The 16,067-nt window shown below is 39.7% G+C and carries 16 protein-coding genes and 1 pseudogene; 8 read left to right on the plus strand and 9 right to left on the minus strand.

Going from position 1 to position 16,067, the window contains the following annotated elements; genetic code table 11:
• Nucleotides 1-538 precede the first annotated feature (538 nt).
• Complete coding sequence (locus tag PUQ00_RS20475; RefSeq protein WP_300420084.1) at nt 539-700, minus strand: hypothetical protein; 162 nt, start codon at nt 698-700, stop codon at nt 539-541.
• Between the two features lie 320 nt (nt 701-1,020).
• Nucleotides 1,021-3,150 carry an ATP-binding protein gene (locus PUQ00_RS20480; RefSeq protein ID WP_300420085.1) on the minus strand — a complete coding sequence of 710 codons (2,130 nt, stop codon included), beginning with the start codon at nt 3,148-3,150 and terminating at the stop codon, nt 1,021-1,023.
• 294 nt (nt 3,151-3,444) lie between these two features.
• Between PUQ00_RS20480 and PUQ00_RS20485 the strand changes: the two genes are divergently transcribed.
• Together PUQ00_RS20485 and PUQ00_RS20490 are read left to right on the plus strand one after the other, a co-directional pair.
• Nucleotides 3,445-4,185: a RibD family protein gene (locus PUQ00_RS20485; protein ID WP_300420086.1), complete on the plus strand. Its 741-nt coding sequence runs from the start codon at nt 3,445-3,447 to the stop codon at nt 4,183-4,185.
• 158 nt (nt 4,186-4,343) lie between these two features.
• Nucleotides 4,344-5,522, plus strand: coding sequence for a GNAT family N-acetyltransferase (locus PUQ00_RS20490; protein WP_300420088.1), 1,179 nt, complete (start codon nt 4,344-4,346; stop codon nt 5,520-5,522).
• 136 nt (nt 5,523-5,658) lie between these two features.
• Here the strand turns inward: PUQ00_RS20490 and PUQ00_RS20495 are convergent, their stop codons facing one another.
• Both PUQ00_RS20495 and PUQ00_RS20500 read right to left on the minus strand, forming a co-directional pair.
• A complete protein-coding gene (locus PUQ00_RS20495) occupies nt 5,659-5,949 on the minus strand; it encodes a tetratricopeptide repeat protein (RefSeq protein ID WP_300420091.1) in 291 nt (96 codons plus the stop codon).
• Nucleotides 5,950-6,382: 433 nt separating this feature from the next.
• The gene (locus PUQ00_RS20500; protein WP_300420093.1) at nt 6,383-6,673 is read right to left on the minus strand and encodes a tetratricopeptide repeat protein; all 291 of its coding nucleotides are present in this window, start codon (nt 6,671-6,673) and stop codon (nt 6,383-6,385) included.
• Between the two features lie 463 nt (nt 6,674-7,136).
• On the opposite strand from PUQ00_RS20500, the gene PUQ00_RS20505 reads away from it, so the two are divergent.
• Complete coding sequence (locus PUQ00_RS20505; RefSeq protein WP_300420096.1) at nt 7,137-7,520, plus strand: DUF4346 domain-containing protein; 384 nt, start codon at nt 7,137-7,139, stop codon at nt 7,518-7,520.
• Nucleotides 7,521-7,612: 92 nt separating this feature from the next.
• On the opposite strand, the gene PUQ00_RS20510 is transcribed toward PUQ00_RS20505, so the two are convergent.
• Complete coding sequence (locus PUQ00_RS20510; RefSeq protein ID WP_300420099.1) at nt 7,613-8,350, minus strand: TPM domain-containing protein; 738 nt, start codon at nt 8,348-8,350, stop codon at nt 7,613-7,615.
• Nucleotides 8,351-8,851: 501 nt separating this feature from the next.
• Between PUQ00_RS20510 and surE the strand changes: the two genes are divergently transcribed.
• The gene (gene surE / locus PUQ00_RS20515) at nt 8,852-9,532 is read left to right on the plus strand and encodes a 5'/3'-nucleotidase SurE (protein WP_300420101.1); all 681 of its coding nucleotides are present in this window, start codon (nt 8,852-8,854) and stop codon (nt 9,530-9,532) included.
• A 116-nt stretch (nt 9,533-9,648) separates the two neighbouring features.
• Here surE and PUQ00_RS20520 read toward each other — a convergent pair whose 3' ends face one another.
• The gene (locus tag PUQ00_RS20520) at nt 9,649-9,948 is read right to left on the minus strand and encodes a hypothetical protein (protein WP_300420103.1); all 300 of its coding nucleotides are present in this window, start codon (nt 9,946-9,948) and stop codon (nt 9,649-9,651) included.
• Nucleotides 9,949-10,946: 998 nt separating this feature from the next.
• On the opposite strand from PUQ00_RS20520, the gene PUQ00_RS20525 reads away from it, so the two are divergent.
• From PUQ00_RS20525 to PUQ00_RS20535, 3 genes are all read left to right on the plus strand, one after another.
• Nucleotides 10,947-11,570 carry a hypothetical protein gene (locus PUQ00_RS20525; protein ID WP_300420105.1) on the plus strand — a complete coding sequence of 208 codons (624 nt, stop codon included), beginning with the start codon at nt 10,947-10,949 and terminating at the stop codon, nt 11,568-11,570.
• 87 nt (nt 11,571-11,657) lie between these two features.
• A complete protein-coding gene (locus PUQ00_RS20530) occupies nt 11,658-12,311 on the plus strand; it encodes a PAP/fibrillin family protein (RefSeq protein ID WP_300420107.1) in 654 nt (217 codons plus the stop codon).
• 75 nt (nt 12,312-12,386) lie between these two features.
• Entirely contained in the window at nt 12,387-13,112 is a 726-nt protein-coding gene (locus PUQ00_RS20535; RefSeq protein WP_300420109.1) for an MGMT family protein, read from the plus strand.
• A 70-nt stretch (nt 13,113-13,182) separates the two neighbouring features.
• Here the strand turns inward: PUQ00_RS20535 and PUQ00_RS20540 are convergent, their stop codons facing one another.
• Nucleotides 13,183-13,911 carry a hypothetical protein gene (locus tag PUQ00_RS20540; RefSeq protein ID WP_300420111.1) on the minus strand — a complete coding sequence of 243 codons (729 nt, stop codon included), beginning with the start codon at nt 13,909-13,911 and terminating at the stop codon, nt 13,183-13,185.
• A 383-nt stretch (nt 13,912-14,294) separates the two neighbouring features.
• Here PUQ00_RS20540 and dcm point away from each other — a divergent pair, with 383 nt between their 5' ends.
• Nucleotides 14,295-14,759 (plus strand): DNA (cytosine-5-)-methyltransferase, encoded by a 465-nt coding sequence (gene dcm / locus PUQ00_RS20545; RefSeq protein WP_300420112.1) that lies wholly within the window; start codon nt 14,295-14,297, stop codon nt 14,757-14,759.
• Here dcm and PUQ00_RS20550 read toward each other — a convergent pair.
• Nucleotides 14,756-15,136: pseudogene (locus PUQ00_RS20550) on the minus strand (Uma2 family endonuclease); the annotation flags it as partial. The gene dcm and the pseudogene PUQ00_RS20550 overlap by 4 nt on opposite strands.
• A gap of 52 nt (nt 15,137-15,188) precedes the next feature.
• Entirely contained in the window at nt 15,189-15,983 is a 795-nt protein-coding gene (locus tag PUQ00_RS20555; protein ID WP_300420114.1) for a Tab2/Atab2 family RNA-binding protein, read from the minus strand.
• Nucleotides 15,984-16,067: the final 84 nt, after the last annotated feature.

The following is a 16,067-nucleotide window of genomic DNA, read 5'->3' on the forward strand; positions in this document are numbered from 1 at the left end:
CATTATTGCAACATGTCGTTTCCGAACTACTTAGAAACTAAGTGAGCTATTTTTAAATGCTATTGATTTATTTAAAGCATCTTCAACTAATATTCTGTCATTGCGGTTTTATCAGTATAATCTGATTAATTAAAGTATCTTTTTTAGCTTTTCATTTTGTATTAAGAAGTTTTCCTATATCTATTAACTCTGCTGCTGTGGCAAGTATAAAGTTAATATACGATTGAGTACTGACGGTTATTTTACCACTTCTGTACGCTTGAGTATACTTGTGTATAAAGTTGGGTTGTTATCAAACAGAATAAAGGTGTCAGTCGCCAGAATTCACTTGGGTATTTTGTGCGACTAGTGGATGAATAAACGGGTTTAAGACCCCCATAAAACAAAATTTGGTGGTATTCAATCAGTGGCGAGTCTGAATCCCCCACTGATTGCATTCTGACGAATGTATTCTGAGTTCTGAATTCTTCTTCAAAATTAATGTTTAAATAACTTAGCTCAAGGTTGTGATTTAGAGGTTTACCTGCCGACATGAGCCTTAGATTCTCAAGTCCTTTTCTTGTGTTGCTAGCTGGCTTTTTAAACATAATTGGCTCAAGGATGCATTCTCTTTGGCTTTCGCATCTAAAGCATAAGAATCTTTTTCTAGGTCTGTAGAACGCTTCAGAAAATTTTTGATAGTTTTTGTAATTTCTTTCAAACAGCGATGCTACTAATTGGATTAATCGTCGGATTTCTTGTAATATTTGATATAGCAATTCTCGCTTGGATGCAATACAGTCTGACCTCTCCTAAAAGGAGAGAGGCTTTGAATCTTACTCCCCTTCCCTTGTAGGGAAGGGGCTGGGGGTTAGGTCTGTATTGCACTCAACTGAGAAGCGCTATATTTCGCTAAAAATATGGATCATCTTATTCCATTGATGCTACTTTGTTTAGCTATTAGCCTAGAATTCATTACTAGGCGGTTGTTGCCACTAGTGTAATATCTTAGATTAAAGCGAGATTCGAGCAAAGTGATGATTACCTCTTGAAAGTCCCATTCGCACAAACTCCTCCTTTAGGAAGACTTACCAGAATAGTTTGTAGCGGCGAAAGACGAATCTCGCAAGTCTCCTTCCCAAGTAGCAGCAGGGACTTCGGCAACTTCTGGTTGTCTACCTCTGCTTTGGCAGACTTATTGATCCCCAAAGAGGAACTTCCCCCAGACTCCTGTAAGCTAGGGTAGCGGCTTGCTTTTGCCCCCTCATTCCCAGAGGAAAATCCAAGATTCCCGACATTTGCTTCTTTCTTTGGAACAGGTAACAGCGAGATATCAATCAAAGGTAAGGTAATCTTCAGTGTCGTACCTTGATGAAGTCCCGCACTCTCAAGAGTAATGCTGCCTCCCATGAGTTCGATTAAGTTTCGTGAAATTGCTAGTCCCAGTCCAGTACCTTCAAACTGGCGCGTGGTTGTGCCATTCACCATCACAAAGGGGCGAAATAGTTTGTGCTGTTGAGTTGGATCAATCCCTATACCTGTATCTTTGACAGCGACTACCACCTGAGATTTACCATTACTATATTGAAGTTCTGTACTAATGGTGATGCTTCCGGTGTCGGTGAACTTAGTGGCGTTGCCGATAACATTAATCAGCACCTGCTTAAGTTTTCCCGCGTCTGCCTTAATTGGTATCGCTTGGGCATCTAACTCACATTTCAACTGCAAGCCCTTTTGTTGAACATTAACTGATTGTAAATTAATCACCTCTAACAATATTTCACGAAGGTCAATAGGAATCATGATTACTGAAAGCTTACCTGCTTCGATTTTAGAAATGTCGAGTAAATCATTAATAATACCTAGCAAGTGAATTGTTGTTTCATCGGCACGTTTAAGAAACTCCATTTCTTCTTCGCGGTCATCACATAAACCATCTTCAACCAGGCGAATACAGTTAATAATAATATTTAATGGGTTTCTCAATTCATGGGAAGTCGTAGCTAAAAACTGGGTTTTAATCTGGTTAGCGGTTTTTGCTTCTTTCCAAGCTATTTCCAGTTCTTCTGCCCCAGCTTTGAGCCGTTCTACCATTTGGTCTAATGCTTGGGCTAGTTGATTGAATTCCCTGATTTGAAAATTGTGCGGAACTGGTTGTGCAGCGTGGTGAGAGTGAATATTGAGAGCGTAGTCTCGCAATTCTTCTACAGGACGTGCCAAGTAAGGAGCTAGATATAGGGACGCTAACAAACTTGCACCAATCAAACCAACTGTCAAAACGATAAGAATTAGTTTGATTTCTTGTAAACCAAAAAGCGCATTATCGACAGTAGTAACAGCTAAGACTATCCATTTTTGCTGCTGCTGTTGGGTCAGAGGATTTGCAATAGCTGTATAGCCACCGACTAATTCTTTCCCCTCCGTAAAAGACAAATTTATCGAATCGTTTCGTCCCGCAATTGCATTTTTAATCATGCTCCTGAGTTGGGAAGCATTTGGGTGCTGATTGATATTAGTTCCCACCCAGTCTGTCAGTGGGTGCGCCAAAATTGTGCCATCTTCAGCAATCACTACCATCGCGCCTGTGAGCGATCCCGGTCGATTTATGGTTTGTTGGTACAATGCAGACTGAATACTTAAGCTGTAAACTGAATTTCTTCGGCTATCGGAGACTGGTGCAGATAACATTAATCGCAGTTGATTTTGGGTGTTTCTTTTACCAGTAATTCCTGCCTTTGGCGGGAAGATTGCTTTGACATCAATTCCGTCACTAGGCAAAGGTAATGTCAATTCTTCAATAGCTTGATCCCCGCAGCTACTGGCAATTATCTTCTGCGTTCGCAGATTCGTTAATTGGATGCACTCAATACTCGCTGGAAGTTGTTGCCTTAACTGCGTGAGAATTTCTTGCTCTTGTATCGGCGAACCCGACGGAATCACAGTTGTTTTACTTACACTCAGCAGATTAGCTTTTAAGATCGCGATCGCATCTCCAATTCTCTCCCCTTTACTGATGGCGCTTTCTGTTAAATTTTGACGGGCAGTTTCCAATATGCTAGAACGTGCCTTATTCAAGGCAACAATCTCGCCTACAAGTAAAACTGGGACAAACAGCAGCAATATTCTCGTTACTAAAATTCGACGAAAGGAAGATTGGCGGAAATTAGTCATCGAGTGTCTCACTTTGCACCTGCAAACCACAATAGCAAAGATATGCAATTAGACGATCTAGATGAGACATTTTATTAAATAATCAGAATTTTATTTTCAATGTTTCAAAATAACAAATTGCTATAATTCAAAAAGAAACGTGTTATACCAAAAGTTATATATGCTAGATGCAGAAGAAATTTGTGTTGCATATGAATACAGTAATGAGATTGTAAAATAGTAGCTTGCAGGCATGGATTTTTTTGAGAATCTACACAGGATCAAAGAAAATATTAAAACTATCGAATCAATTCAATGTTGCAACATCATCCTCATACTACAGTTGTTTTAGCAATGAGTGCAGATGGAAAAATAGCAGATTTTAGGCGATCGCCTGCTCGGTTTGGCTCAAGGGTTGATAAAGCACACTTAGAGAAGCAAATCGCTGCCTCTGATGCGGTTTTATTTGGCGCTGGTACTCTAGATGCCTACGGAACAACACTTACCGTCACAGATCCAACTTTGGTGGAACTTCGGGCGCAAGGAGGGAAGCCTCCGCAGCCAGTTCATATAGTGATTACACAGTCTGCAAACCTGAATCCGGAAATTCACTTTTTTAAGCAACCAGTTAGACGCTGGCTACTCACGACAACAGCAGGAGCAGTTTCATGGAAAGGACGCTTACAGACGCTTGACTCAACTTGGGAAGCCAGAGCACAAGAATACCCTCCAGAATTTGAGCGGATTCTGGTTTTGGAAACACCAACGCGAGAAATTGACATTCCCGCAGCTTTAAAGCATCTAGCCACTCTACATATAACACGCTTGCTGGTCTTGGGTGGAGGTGAATTAGTCGCTTCCTTACTGAGATTAGATTTAATTGATGAATTATGGCTGACTGTCTGCCCACTGATTTTAGGTGGTAATACCTCACCTACACCGGTCGGAGGGAAAGGATTTTTACCCGATTTAGCTCCCAAGTTGCAACTTCTAGAAGTTCATACAGTTGAGCAAGAAGTGTTTTTGCATTATCGCCTGCAACGACCAGCAGATTAGATTACGCTAAGTAAAGTTATTGATTGGGCATGGGGCAATTCAATTTTGGATTTTGGATTTTAGATTTTGGATTAAATTTCAATTCTTTAATCCAAAATCTAAAATCTAAAATTCTTACTCCCCCACTCCCCACTCCCTACTCCCTACTCCCCTAAAAAGTGGAACAACTTAAGCCTCGCTATTCTGTCATTTGGACAAACAAAATCGCTGAAGTACCCCAAAATGCCTGGAATGCTTTGGCAATGCCACTCAAAACGCCGTTTCTAGAATGGGAGTGGCTGAACAATCTCGAAATCTCTCAGAGTGCTACGGCTAAAAGTGGTTGGTTGCCAAATCACTTGACATTGTGGCGAGATAGAACGTTGATTGCTGCTGCGCCACTTTATCTTAAAGGACATAGTTCTGGAGAATTTATTTTCGATCACCAATGGGCAGAGTTAGCCGATCGCATTGGAGTCCAATATTACCCAAAATTGCTGGGAATGACACCATTTACCCCAGCTGAAGGTTATCGGTTCTTAATCGCCCCAGGAGAAGATGAGGATGAAATCACAGCGATGATGGTGCATGAAATTGACACTTTTTGCTCCAAAAATGGAATTTCTGGGTGTCATTTTCTCTATGTCGATCCCCAATGGCGTCCGATGCTGGAACGGCATGGCTTTACAACTTGGCTGCACCACAGCTATATCTGGGAAAATGCTGGCTTTAAAACTTTTGATGACTACTTGAAAGTGTTTAACGCCAATCAGCGCCGCAATATCAAGCGGGAACGCAAAGCTGTGGAAAAAGCAGGTTTACGATTGCAACCCCTGAGTGGTGATCAAATTCCTCAATCTTTGTTTCCCTTAATGCACCAGTTCTATGCAGACACCTGTGATAAGTTTGGCTGGTGGGGTAGCAAGTATCTCACACAGAGGTTTTTTGAGCAGCTACACACTGATTATCGCCATCGGGTCTTGTTTGTTGCTGCATATAGTGAGGAAGATAACTCTCATCCTTTAGGAATGTCCTTTTGTTTGTTTAAAGGTGACAAACTCTATGGACGCTATTGGGGGAGTTTTCAAGAAATAGATTGCTTACATTTTGATGCTTGCTATTATGCGCCGATTGAGTGGGCGATCGCTAACGGTATCCAAATTTTTGACCCTGGCGCAGGCGGGCGTCACAAAAAACGCCGTGGTTTCCCCGCTATGCCCAATCACAGTCTGCACCGCTTTTACAATAATCGTTTAGGACAAATTATCTGTCCCTATATTAAGGAAGTGAATCAACTCGAACAGCAGCAGATTGAGGCAATTAATGCAGAGTTGCCATTTAGTGAGAAAAATGCTTGAGGAAAAGGAACTACTTTCATAGCAGAATTTGCCGAATAATTAAGATTTATTCGGCAAACAGATACAAATTTTCCTTATTTTCAAAATTGTGAAATTATACTGTTAGCGATCAAGACGGTATTTGTGCTACCATTCGTCAAAATTCACCCTCTTGAATGCCTCGCCGAATAATTTCTTCGTGTTGGTATACTGCCTGTGCCCTTTCTGATTCTCCTCTTGAAGTAAAAATAGTAGCAGCTTTCTGGAAATCTTCAATTCCCTTTTGTGGTTGTCCTTCTAAAGCCAGAGTATTACCTCTATAAAAATAAGCCTCGGCATAGTTAGGATTAAGCTCGATTGCTCGTGTGTATTCAGCGATTGCTTCTTGAGACTGACCTTGTTTAGCTAATTTACGCCCACTTCGGAAAAATTCTTGTGCACTCGCCATAGTTCCTGACTCTTGCCCTTGACTGCTTGAATTACACAAACCATTTGAATCTTTGACCTGCCCCGATGGACAAGCTGATTGTTCCTGAGCTTTCACTACAGAGTCAAGAATTATAGGGAAGATGATAAACGCAGAACATACGCCAAATATAATCGACAGTCTCTTTTTTCTTGGTTTCATTGACAAAAATATTAAAGATATGAAGAATACTAAAAAAGATAGGAATTACACTTAATATATAGCAATCCTAAATGAGTTATGAACAAAAAGATCCCCGACTTCTTGAAGAAGTCGGGGATCTGAGCCTCTCGGTGGAGAGTAAATCAAATAGGATTACTATAGACTGTAAAAACCATGAGAAAATAAATTTTATATCTATACTAATCTAATATTAAACTACTAGCGTCCAAGATGGTATTTGTGCCATTATTCGTCAAAATTCACCGTCTTGAATCCCTTCCCGAATAATTTCTTCTTGTTGGCGCATTGCCGCTGCCCATTCTGATTGTCCTTGAGATTCTAAGATAGCCGCAGCTTTCTGTAAATCCTCAATTCCTTTTTGCGGTTGTCCTTCTAAAGCTATAGCATTACCCCGATAAAAGTAAGCCTCAACGTAGTTAGGAGCAAGCTTGATTGCTCGCGTGTACTCAGCAATTGCCCCTTGATGCTGACCTTCTATATCAAACTCGCGCCCCTTTTGGAAAAATTCTTTAGCACTCGCCATAGATTCTGACTCTTCTCCTTGACTGTTTGGACTACACAAACCATTTGAATCCCTGATTTGCCCTGATGGACAAGCTGACTGTTCTTGAGCTTTCGCTATAGAGTCAAAAATTATAGGGAAGATTATAACTACAGAACATAAGTTAAATATAAGGGACATATTTTTCGGATGTAATTCATGATTATAAATTGAAGTAAGTAAGCCTTTAGCAGGGCTTTTAAATTTCATTCAAAGGTGAGTATATAGTGTTTTTTATAACTATAAATTAAGTAAATTAACGTAGTAATATTGTTGCGGATAATTTGATGATAAAAGTATAATTTATAGCAAATTCTCTGATTTGCTTTTAAGTAAAATAAATCACAAATATCTGAAAGATATCAAGAAGACTAAGGAAGATAGGAATTACACTTGATATAGAGCGTAAAAACCCTGAGAAAAGAAATTTCTTTTGATAATGCTTATGGATTTAATAGTTGAAGATTTAGCCGCAATTGATGATAAACTTTCCCAGCGTCATATTGACCTTGATCCCGGTGGATATTTCATTATTTATTTAGATCGAGACGCAAGGTTAATTTATGCCAAGCATTTTACAAATGTAATTGACGATCGCGGTTTAGCTGTCGATCCAGAAACGGGAAAGGTAATTCCGGCACGAGAAAAGGTAGAACGAACTCACACGACAGTTTTTAGCGCGAGGACGGCGAAAGAACTTTGCGTGAAGATTTTTGAAGAAACTCAGCCCCCTCCTCTAACTCAATTAGATCATGCAGCTTATTTGGGCCGAGAATTTGTCCGGGCTGAGGTGGCTTTACTCACAGGACAAGAGTATGTTCAAGATTAAAGTTAAAAGTGAAAAGTTAGGAGTGAGGAGTTAAAACTTAAGAGTTAGAAATTCATAACTCCTAACTCCCCATTCCCCACTCCCCATTCCCATTAGCCATTAGATGATGGCTGATTTATCTGATAGATATAGTAAGTCGCCATTGGAATAACGGTGGCGGCAATTAATAATCCTACTACCCAAGCAGTAGCGTTGCCTTGGTCTGTTTCTTCTGCTTTCTTGAAGGTACCTTCTACCTTTACATTGTCAGTGATTTGGGGTGGCCCTGGATCAGCTTTGCCAGAGAGGACGGCGACAAGGCGATCGCTTGCATCTAGAAATGCCTGATTGTATTTGTTACCATTGCGTAAGGGCACACTTACTGTTTCAGTAGCGATACTCTCGGCAATAGAGTCAGTCAGTAAAGGCTTGACTTGATCCCCAGTAATAATGGCAGTACCATTTGTAACTGTATCAATAACCAATAAGGTTTGATTAGCTTGGGCTTCCTTTGTCGGAAACCATTTTTTAAACAGCTCTTTGCTAAAGCTTTCCGGTGTTTCCCCATAGTCGAGGCGGCGAACAGTCACAATTCGGACTTGCTTATCTGTTTGTTTTGCCAAATCCTCGAAAGCGCTGCTAATCTTACCTTCATTCAGACGGCTGATGACTTCACTTTGATCCAAAACCCAGGTGTCATTCCCTGCTGTGAGATTGGATATTTGATACACACCTGTGGCTAAAGCAGGTGCGGCAAACAGCGAGGCTGCTAAAATAACCGTCACCAAAGGTAAAATTAGTCGGATGAGGTGTTTTTGACTGCTAAATACTCGTTTGAGGAGCTGTTTCATCGTGTGATTCCTAAGACAGACTTGCACCAAAAATACTACAGAACCACTGCAAAAATCACCCCGTTCCCGGTTTTCTACAGTATGAAATTTCTGCTACTGCCAGCAGATATATATTTTACAGGATTTTTTGACTGCACAAACTTGTTCTGAGGCGGCCGCAAGCATTAACCTGACGCTAGCACCCTTGCCAGTCACAAAAAATACCGCCCATTTTGGGAATTAACCCAAATGCTTAGGGCGGAATTTGCAAACCATCCAGAGATTATATCGTATGATTAATATTTTTGGTAGAATCAAGCATATTTTTTCCATATCTGCAAGTAGATTTTCCTGCTATACCTATTAGACATCTGGTGAAATTAAATATGCGTTATCTAGAACCCTTGTAGAGACGCGAAATTTCGCGTCTCTAGATTCTTTTTCGGAGATGTCTATTAATTAATCGGCGATATCTGCATTTCTCTAATATTTTAGCTAAATGTATATCAATATAATATATACATGACCATAATTTTAACTAACGACGACGGCATTGATGCCCCCGGTATTCAAGCTCTCCTCAAAGCTGTAAACGGCAAAAATGCTATTATCGCTGCTCCTGTTGATCATCAGTCTGGCTGTGGACATCAAGTTACTACCACTCGTGCCATCAACCTCCAGCGACGTTCTGAGACTGAGTATGCGATCGCAGGCACTCCCGCCGATTGTGTGAGAATTGCAATAACACAAATTCCCGCAGATGTCAAATTTGTCCTTTCAGGTATCAACGCTGGGGGCAACTTGGGAGTCGATAGCTACATTTCTGGCACAGTTGCCGCCGTACGGGAAGCCGCAATGCACGGTATTCCGGGAGTTGCCATTTCTCAGTATCGCAAAGCCAAGCAGAATTTTGATTGGGATCTGGCCGCCAAATTCACAGCTAAAGTTTTAGCGGACTTACTCAAGCGTCCCCTAGAACCGGGAAGCTTTTGGAATGTGAACTTGCCGCATCTGCAACCAGGAGAATCAGATCCTAATGTGGTATTTTGCCAACCTTGTACCAAACCTTTGCCCGTGAACTATCGAATTGAAGGCGATGATTTTTATTATGTAGGAGAATATGGCAAACGCGATCGCACTCCTGGTAGCGATGTGGATGTATGTTTTTCCGGCAATATCGCCGTAACTCAGTTAAGAGTTTAACCGAATAATTACTAATTCATAATTCATAATTAAAGAATAGGTACGTAATTATGAATTATTTTGACATTCAGTTAAAAATGACAATTGAATCCAAAATCCAAAATCCAAAATTGCTATTAGTCCTCTAATGCTTGAATTAAAGAGATAAACCGATCTACCGTTTGTGTTAGTTGGTTGATTTTTTGCAGTGAATCATGCTGAGATTCAGCAAGAGTCTGTACAGCATCACACAACGCGACAATTTGATAGCCTTGCTGTTGCACCTGCTGTCCTTGTGCTTCGACTTGGATGCTGAGAGTCTCCAATCTTTCTGCAAGACGTTCAATTGTCTCAGTCGTAGAGAGTACTGCTTCTCCAATTTGCTCAACAATAGATTCTAAGCGATTTATCTTTACTTCGACTCCTGCTGAAATCATTTCTTTACACCCTATTTTTGAGAGAGCATCTTAGTCAAATTCCTAATACCAATTGAATTGAAGAAGAATACATTCGTCAGAATACATTCGTCAGAATGCAATCAGTGGGGGATTCAGACCCGCCACTACGAAAGTTGACCACCAAATTTTCTTGTTTTGTGGGGGTCTTAAACGGCGTTTATTCATCCACCAGTCGCACAAAATACCCAAATGAATTCTGGCGACTGGCACCTTTATTCTGTTTGATAATTAATTCCAGTAAAAACATTAGATAACACTCTCATTCCAATAATATGTGTGATTTTGTTATTTGATGCTTATACCGAATGTTGTGTTTAGCTACTTATATAGCAGTCTATGGATGCAACACATGCTAGGGGCACAGCAATGCTGTACCCCTACAAGTGATACGCCAGTTCGCCCAAGTCGGGAGACCCGCCCACGCGACTGGCTCCTGTATTCCATACAATTGAGAACCGCTATAAGTAATTAATTGATTGCAATTTTTAATCAAGATTCTTCACCAGATATTACATATCTAAAATCATTAGTCACCCCTCCCAAGATATAGTTAAGGAAAATTAACTTCAATTTATACAAAGTTGTACTTCCCAAAAACTCAACCAAAATTAAGTAAAGGTAGAGTTAAAATTGATACTGTTAATTTAGCTAATTTTCTAGTCTAATTAAGTCCCAGTAATTATATCCTTGTTGCTTAACATTTGGCTCTAGAATTCACTAAACACTAGTAACAAACATTTACCTAAGTGTGATTTATCCAAACTAGGAATTGCAATTTACTCCTAGCAGTTCAGTACAGCCGAAATTTAAGCGTTACTTGGACATTCGGGGAGATCGTAACAATATTAATCTTATGATTATTGTTTGTGTGATCGCGATCAAAATAAAATTGCTGATCTAGTCACAATTCTCAAGCTTTTGAAATCTGGTAAAGTTTCAGTAGCCGTGAACATTAATTTTAAAAAAAGGAGAAAAATATGCAGTTTCTCAAAATTGTTCTTGTCGCTCTCGTGTTGATGGTGAACCTGCTAATTGCTCAACCTTCTTGGGCAGGCAAGGATTTTACTAAGGGGGCTGACTATGCTGAGGTAACTCAGGCGCTCAATCAACTTCTAACTCTAAAGGATACACCAGAGCAAGCTGGGTATACACCTGAGCAATTCCAGCAGCGACTGGCACAATTGCAGCTTCAGAAAAATGTTATAGAAACAGCTAGGAAGCGGGCGCAGTGCCGCAATGAAACTGGAAAGACGTTGGCTGTCTATGCCAATAAACCCAAAAAATCTCCAACCCAACTCTACTTCCTGGGTGCAGGAAAAATCACGGATGATGATTGGGATTGCGATGGCATTTACTTACCCGCAGGTTCTCAAGTGGTTCTAGGCCCGAGCGCTCAACCACAAGAACTGACCGAACCAATCGCCGTCAAGTTTGTCGATGGTACACAGTCTATTGCTAGAAGCAATCCAGCCACTGGTGTAATTGAATTGAATGTTGAACCTGCCAAAGTATTCAAAGCGGGTGAGAGTAGCTGGTTGCTGCCGACTTTATCCCAAGCAGATATCGATGTGCATATTCCCACCCCAGAACTCATTGACTAATATCATCTAGATACTTGAACTTTTATGCACTTCCCACATAAAAGTTCAACTAAAGTAATAGAATATGTAAAGCAAAATCTTCAACCATTGAACAATCAACTTTTAATTAAGGAAAAATTACAAGCCAAGCTTGAGAAGATTCAAACCAAAAGCGATGGCTCTCCCGTTACCGATTTGCAGCTAGACAAAACCTTAGCCGAAGAAATTGAACAATTGACGACGGAATTAGAGAGTGTCAATCCTAATCTCAATCCTCTTCTCTACGCTACTTCTTTGCTGGAGGGAGCTTGGCAACTGCAATACTCCACAGCGAGAGAAATCCGTTCTTTAATTTCTCTCCCATTGGGATTAAAACTGGGTAAAGTTTATCAAGTAATTGATGTTGCAAATAAATTATTTTTCAATCTAGCTAAAGTTAAACATTCTCTAGGGCTAGTTTCGGGATATGTCAAGGTGACAGCTAGCTTTGAGCCAGCCAAAGAAGATTTAGAGCCTCCAGCGAACAAACGGATCAACGTCTATTTTGACAAACGCTACCTATCGATTGAGAAAATTGTTGGTATTAATACTCCCCAATTCAACCCATTTAAGGTTGTCCCAGCTAATAATCCTACTAACAGAACTGCTACACTAGACATTACTTACTTAGATGAAACCTTAAGAATTGGACGCGGAGGAGATGGAAGTTTATTCATTCTTAGTAAATCCGATGATTTACCTGACTTCACCTCCTCAATTTAAAATTGATCGTGCCGTCGAATGAATATGGCTCTCTCAATAATGCATCTTTTCACGAAGATAAAATCAGGTTCTGCGATGGTGGAGCTTAAAACATTAAATTTAAAATTAGGTCATGGTATAGAAGGGGATATTAATGCCGATCCTATCAGTCCCAGGCAAGTTTTAATTGTGAGGTATGAAGATATTTTCGACTTATCAATTAAACCAGGAGAATTGCGAGAAAATATTGTGGTTACAGGTATAGAATTTGATAATTTTATCCCTGGCTCTTTGTTAACCTTTGAAAGTGGTGCAGCAATTCGTCTAACTTTTCACTGCGAACCGTGTAAGCGAATAGCCCACTTGGTAGAATCATTAAAAAGCATTCAAGGTAAAAGAGGAATTTTAGGCGTAGTTATTAAATCAGGTAAAATCCAGGTTGGTAGTAATTTTCAGGTAAAAGCTGATAAATTTCCAGCATTATCTGAAAGTCCCTATGAACGATTCCTAAATTTTCTCATCAAAATCCCCAGTGGGAAAGTAGTTACATATAAACAGATAATCAAAGGTATAGGAGTAGATAATAGCTATTTAAGAGCTATTCCTACATACCTGAAAAAAACTTCGGCGGCTGATTACCCGTTACATAGAATATTAGACTCTAAAGGTTATTTGATAACTTATGTGAACCAACAAAAAGATAAGTTAGAAACTGAAGGAGTTGAGGTTTTATCTGAGGCAGATTTATTAAGTAATTTAAACAAAAATTTTGTAAATTTGAAAGATTATTTATGGGAAGACTACACTCTATATCTAGAATAGATATTACTGTGATTTTCATAATATTTGCAATATTATTCCTGTATTTTGGAAGGTAAAATGCTTCGTTCCATCAAGATGAGCCTTGATTTTTGATTTGTTTAGATGTAGCTTCCATAAAGTCGAGAAAAACTTTTATGAGCTTATGAATTCCCTCGCTACCTCCTGCAATTAAACCTCCTGTCAGCAATGCATCTAAACAACGGAAAATAACTACTTGGATGGGATTATCTAAATCAATAACTACAAGTGGCTCAATTGAGCGAATACCTATTGCGCTCATTAAAAGACCGAATAGAAGTGATGTCCATAGAGCAATTATTCGTGTATCAGATTTATAGGCTATTCTTTGGCGCTCTTTTTCATTTATATCATCCATTTGTGGCTTGAAGATTTTTAATGAATCTTGTTGATTTTGGGTAAAATTTTGGATGATTTGCTGTTCTAAACTCATTCCTTCAGGCGGTAGTCCACTGACTTGATTTGATTCCAAAGAAGGAAACTGTTTCTGTTGGACTTCCATCAGTCTGATTTTCTCAGATATTAGAGCCTTTTCTTGCTGAATACTAATCTCTAATTGCTCGATAAATGGCCCCCGCCAAGTAGTTATAAAAACTTCTAAAGAACGCTCTAACAACAAAGAAATAAATAATAGTAATGTGAGTAACTGAATAATATCATTAACCCCAAATGGTTTTAAAACGAATGGTTTAGATGATAACCAAGTTGACAAAGTTACTACTAGAAAACTAATAATGATTAACACAATAAATAGAGGAGATTCTGGAGAAAGCTTTCGCAACGTATCTATACTCCTGTTTTGCGTCACAATATCTAACACAGCCTGAAGGTGAGAACTACACCTGCTGAGTAACTTAACAACGTTAATTTGATAGAACAGTAAATAATTTATTACCCGACCCTTTTTTTAAGAGTGTGATCGGCTACGGCACTGTGGAAGCGATGTTTTCAACGGGCTGTTCGGTGACGCACGTTGGTGGTAGAAGGGTAATCTGATGGTTCGTTACACCAAAGCCACGCTAGCCTAAAAGTATGCTATACAAGCATTCCAGCAGTATACGGCGTAAAGCTACTGTACATGGGGCGATCGCGTCAAATAAAATAAATGCGGAATGCGAACCTACGTAATCTATTAAACTTGGGGATAAAAGTAACTTAATATATATGCAGAAAATTCGGTTTGTGGATTTATTTTCAGGAATAGGAGGAATTAGATTAGCCTTTGAACAGGCGGCTGATTCTTTAAATATAGAAAGTGAATGTGTTTTCAGCAGCGAAATCAATGCAGATGCTCAATTAGTTTATGAAAAAAACTTTGGTCAAAAAGCTTTAGGTGACATTCGATTAATTGATCAACTACCAGAACATGAATTTTTATTAGCTGGGTTTCCTTGCCAGTCTTTTTCTCATGCTGGCAAAAAAGCAGGGTTTGTCGATACACGAGGCACGCTATTTTTTGAAATAACCAGATTACTCGATACCTATAAACCACAAGCTTTTATTTATGAAAATGTCCGAGGGCTTTATAGTCATGATCAAGGGCGAACCTTAGCAACAATTAAGTATGAAATTCAAAAAAGAGGTTATAGTTTTCATGCTTTTTTACTCAACAGTGTTTCTAATTATTGATAGTCAATAAATTTATCGCCTCTGTCAAAAGCTTCCGTGGATGGAGAAAGAATCTCAATAATTAAACAGGGATAACGTTTAAAATATTCAAACTTTATATCTCTTTGGTCACAAGTAACTAGGATATCAGGATAATAGAAAATATTTAATGATTCAATACGAGCTTTCATATCTGTAGCGTAAAGGCGACAACTAGTACCGCGAACATGATTTCTCAGGAGGGCGATAAGATTAGTTGTAATTGTCACATGGGCATCACTTGCTCCTGACATCGCATAGATTTGCCCTTGAATATATTCGTGTTTATTCAAGCTGGATTTTTCAGCTTCCAGGTATGCTTCTAAAGAAAGATCGGGGTGAAATTGGCTAAGAGTCATAAGCAATTCAAAATTCACTCAATAAACAGAACAATATTTTTGGCAATTAATATCAATCTTCTGCCCGCAATAACCAAAAGCCGCTATAAGTCATCCCGGAATCATCGGGTTGCACTAACAAAAAGTGCAATCCTCGGCTTTGCTGTTTCCGTTGTTCAAATGCTTGGGCTGCTGTTGTAACTTCTGGATCTTCAAAAGTGGCAACAATCCACCTATCCACCAAGCCAGCTTCTAATATTAAGCCATCCGGTGCGCCAGATATGTAGTTTAACGCCACAGAACGGACTTGCTGCAACCACCGTGCTAAACGCATCGATCGCCGTCCACCATAAATTACCACACCAGGGACGGGTACTGTTGATGCCAAACCGAAATTGATCGGTTTGAGATGTTCTGGTATGTGCAAAATGGGAATGGGGCGATCGCTAAATCTTGTTTCTACATCACTAGCTGCTAGAGTAGCAAAACGCCATTGTTCTCCCCAAAGGTTTTCTGATAATGGTGCTGGGGGCGGTTTATCCAGCACTGAGGGATATTGCTTTTCTTGTAACCACTGCTTCAACGCCAAAGTGTGACGGGTAGGTTCGACATTAATACCTAAATTGCGTCCAGCCGCCTCAATTAAACTTAGAGACTGAGGACGAAATACCTGAATCACATCTGGTAATTTGTCGCCAGATGCTAACTCAAATTGAGCCGCAACCCAATTAGAATTTGCTGCTGACTGGAGACAGGTAGCTTCATACTCAAAGCTGCGAGTTGCGTCACAAATCAACAACTCCCATAAAATTTGTCCAGATGCATCTTGTGAGGGACGACGATAAAAATCAGCCTGCCAAATTTTCATAATTAAGTTTGCGGCATTGGGCATTGGGTATTGGGCATTGGGCATTGGGCATTGGGCATTGGGCATTGGGCATTGGGCATTGGG

Origin of the sequence: Nostoc sp. S13, assembly GCF_029379315.1 — a bacterium.
Lineage (GTDB): Bacteria > Cyanobacteriota > Cyanobacteriia > Cyanobacteriales > Nostocaceae > Nostoc.

Bases quoted from the DNA above. Each gene is read 5' to 3' on its own strand.
- dcm (WP_300420112.1), top strand. From the start codon at position 14,295: ATGCAGAAAATTCGGTTTGTGGATTTATTTTCAGGAATAGGAGGAATT.
- PUQ00_RS20495 (WP_300420091.1), bottom strand. From the start codon at position 5,949: ATGGCGAGTGCACAAGAATTTTTCCGAAGTGGGCGTAAATTAGCTAAA.
- PUQ00_RS20500 (WP_300420093.1), bottom strand. From the start codon at position 6,673: ATGGCGAGTGCTAAAGAATTTTTCCAAAAGGGGCGCGAGTTTGATATA.
- PUQ00_RS20480 (WP_300420085.1), bottom strand. From the start codon at position 3,150: ATGACTAATTTCCGCCAATCTTCCTTTCGTCGAATTTTAGTAACGAGA.
- PUQ00_RS20535 (WP_300420109.1), top strand. From the start codon at position 12,387: ATGGTGGAGCTTAAAACATTAAATTTAAAATTAGGTCATGGTATAGAA.
- PUQ00_RS20520 (WP_300420103.1), bottom strand. From the start codon at position 9,948: ATGATTTCAGCAGGAGTCGAAGTAAAGATAAATCGCTTAGAATCTATT.
- PUQ00_RS20510 (WP_300420099.1), bottom strand. From the start codon at position 8,350: ATGAAACAGCTCCTCAAACGAGTATTTAGCAGTCAAAAACACCTCATC.
- PUQ00_RS20555 (WP_300420114.1), bottom strand. From the start codon at position 15,983: ATGAAAATTTGGCAGGCTGATTTTTATCGTCGTCCCTCACAAGATGCA.
- surE (WP_300420101.1), top strand. From the start codon at position 8,852: ATGACCATAATTTTAACTAACGACGACGGCATTGATGCCCCCGGTATT.
- PUQ00_RS20485 (WP_300420086.1), top strand. From the start codon at position 3,445: ATGTTGCAACATCATCCTCATACTACAGTTGTTTTAGCAATGAGTGCA.
- PUQ00_RS20525 (WP_300420105.1), top strand. From the start codon at position 10,947: ATGCAGTTTCTCAAAATTGTTCTTGTCGCTCTCGTGTTGATGGTGAAC.
- PUQ00_RS20505 (WP_300420096.1), top strand. From the start codon at position 7,137: ATGGATTTAATAGTTGAAGATTTAGCCGCAATTGATGATAAACTTTCC.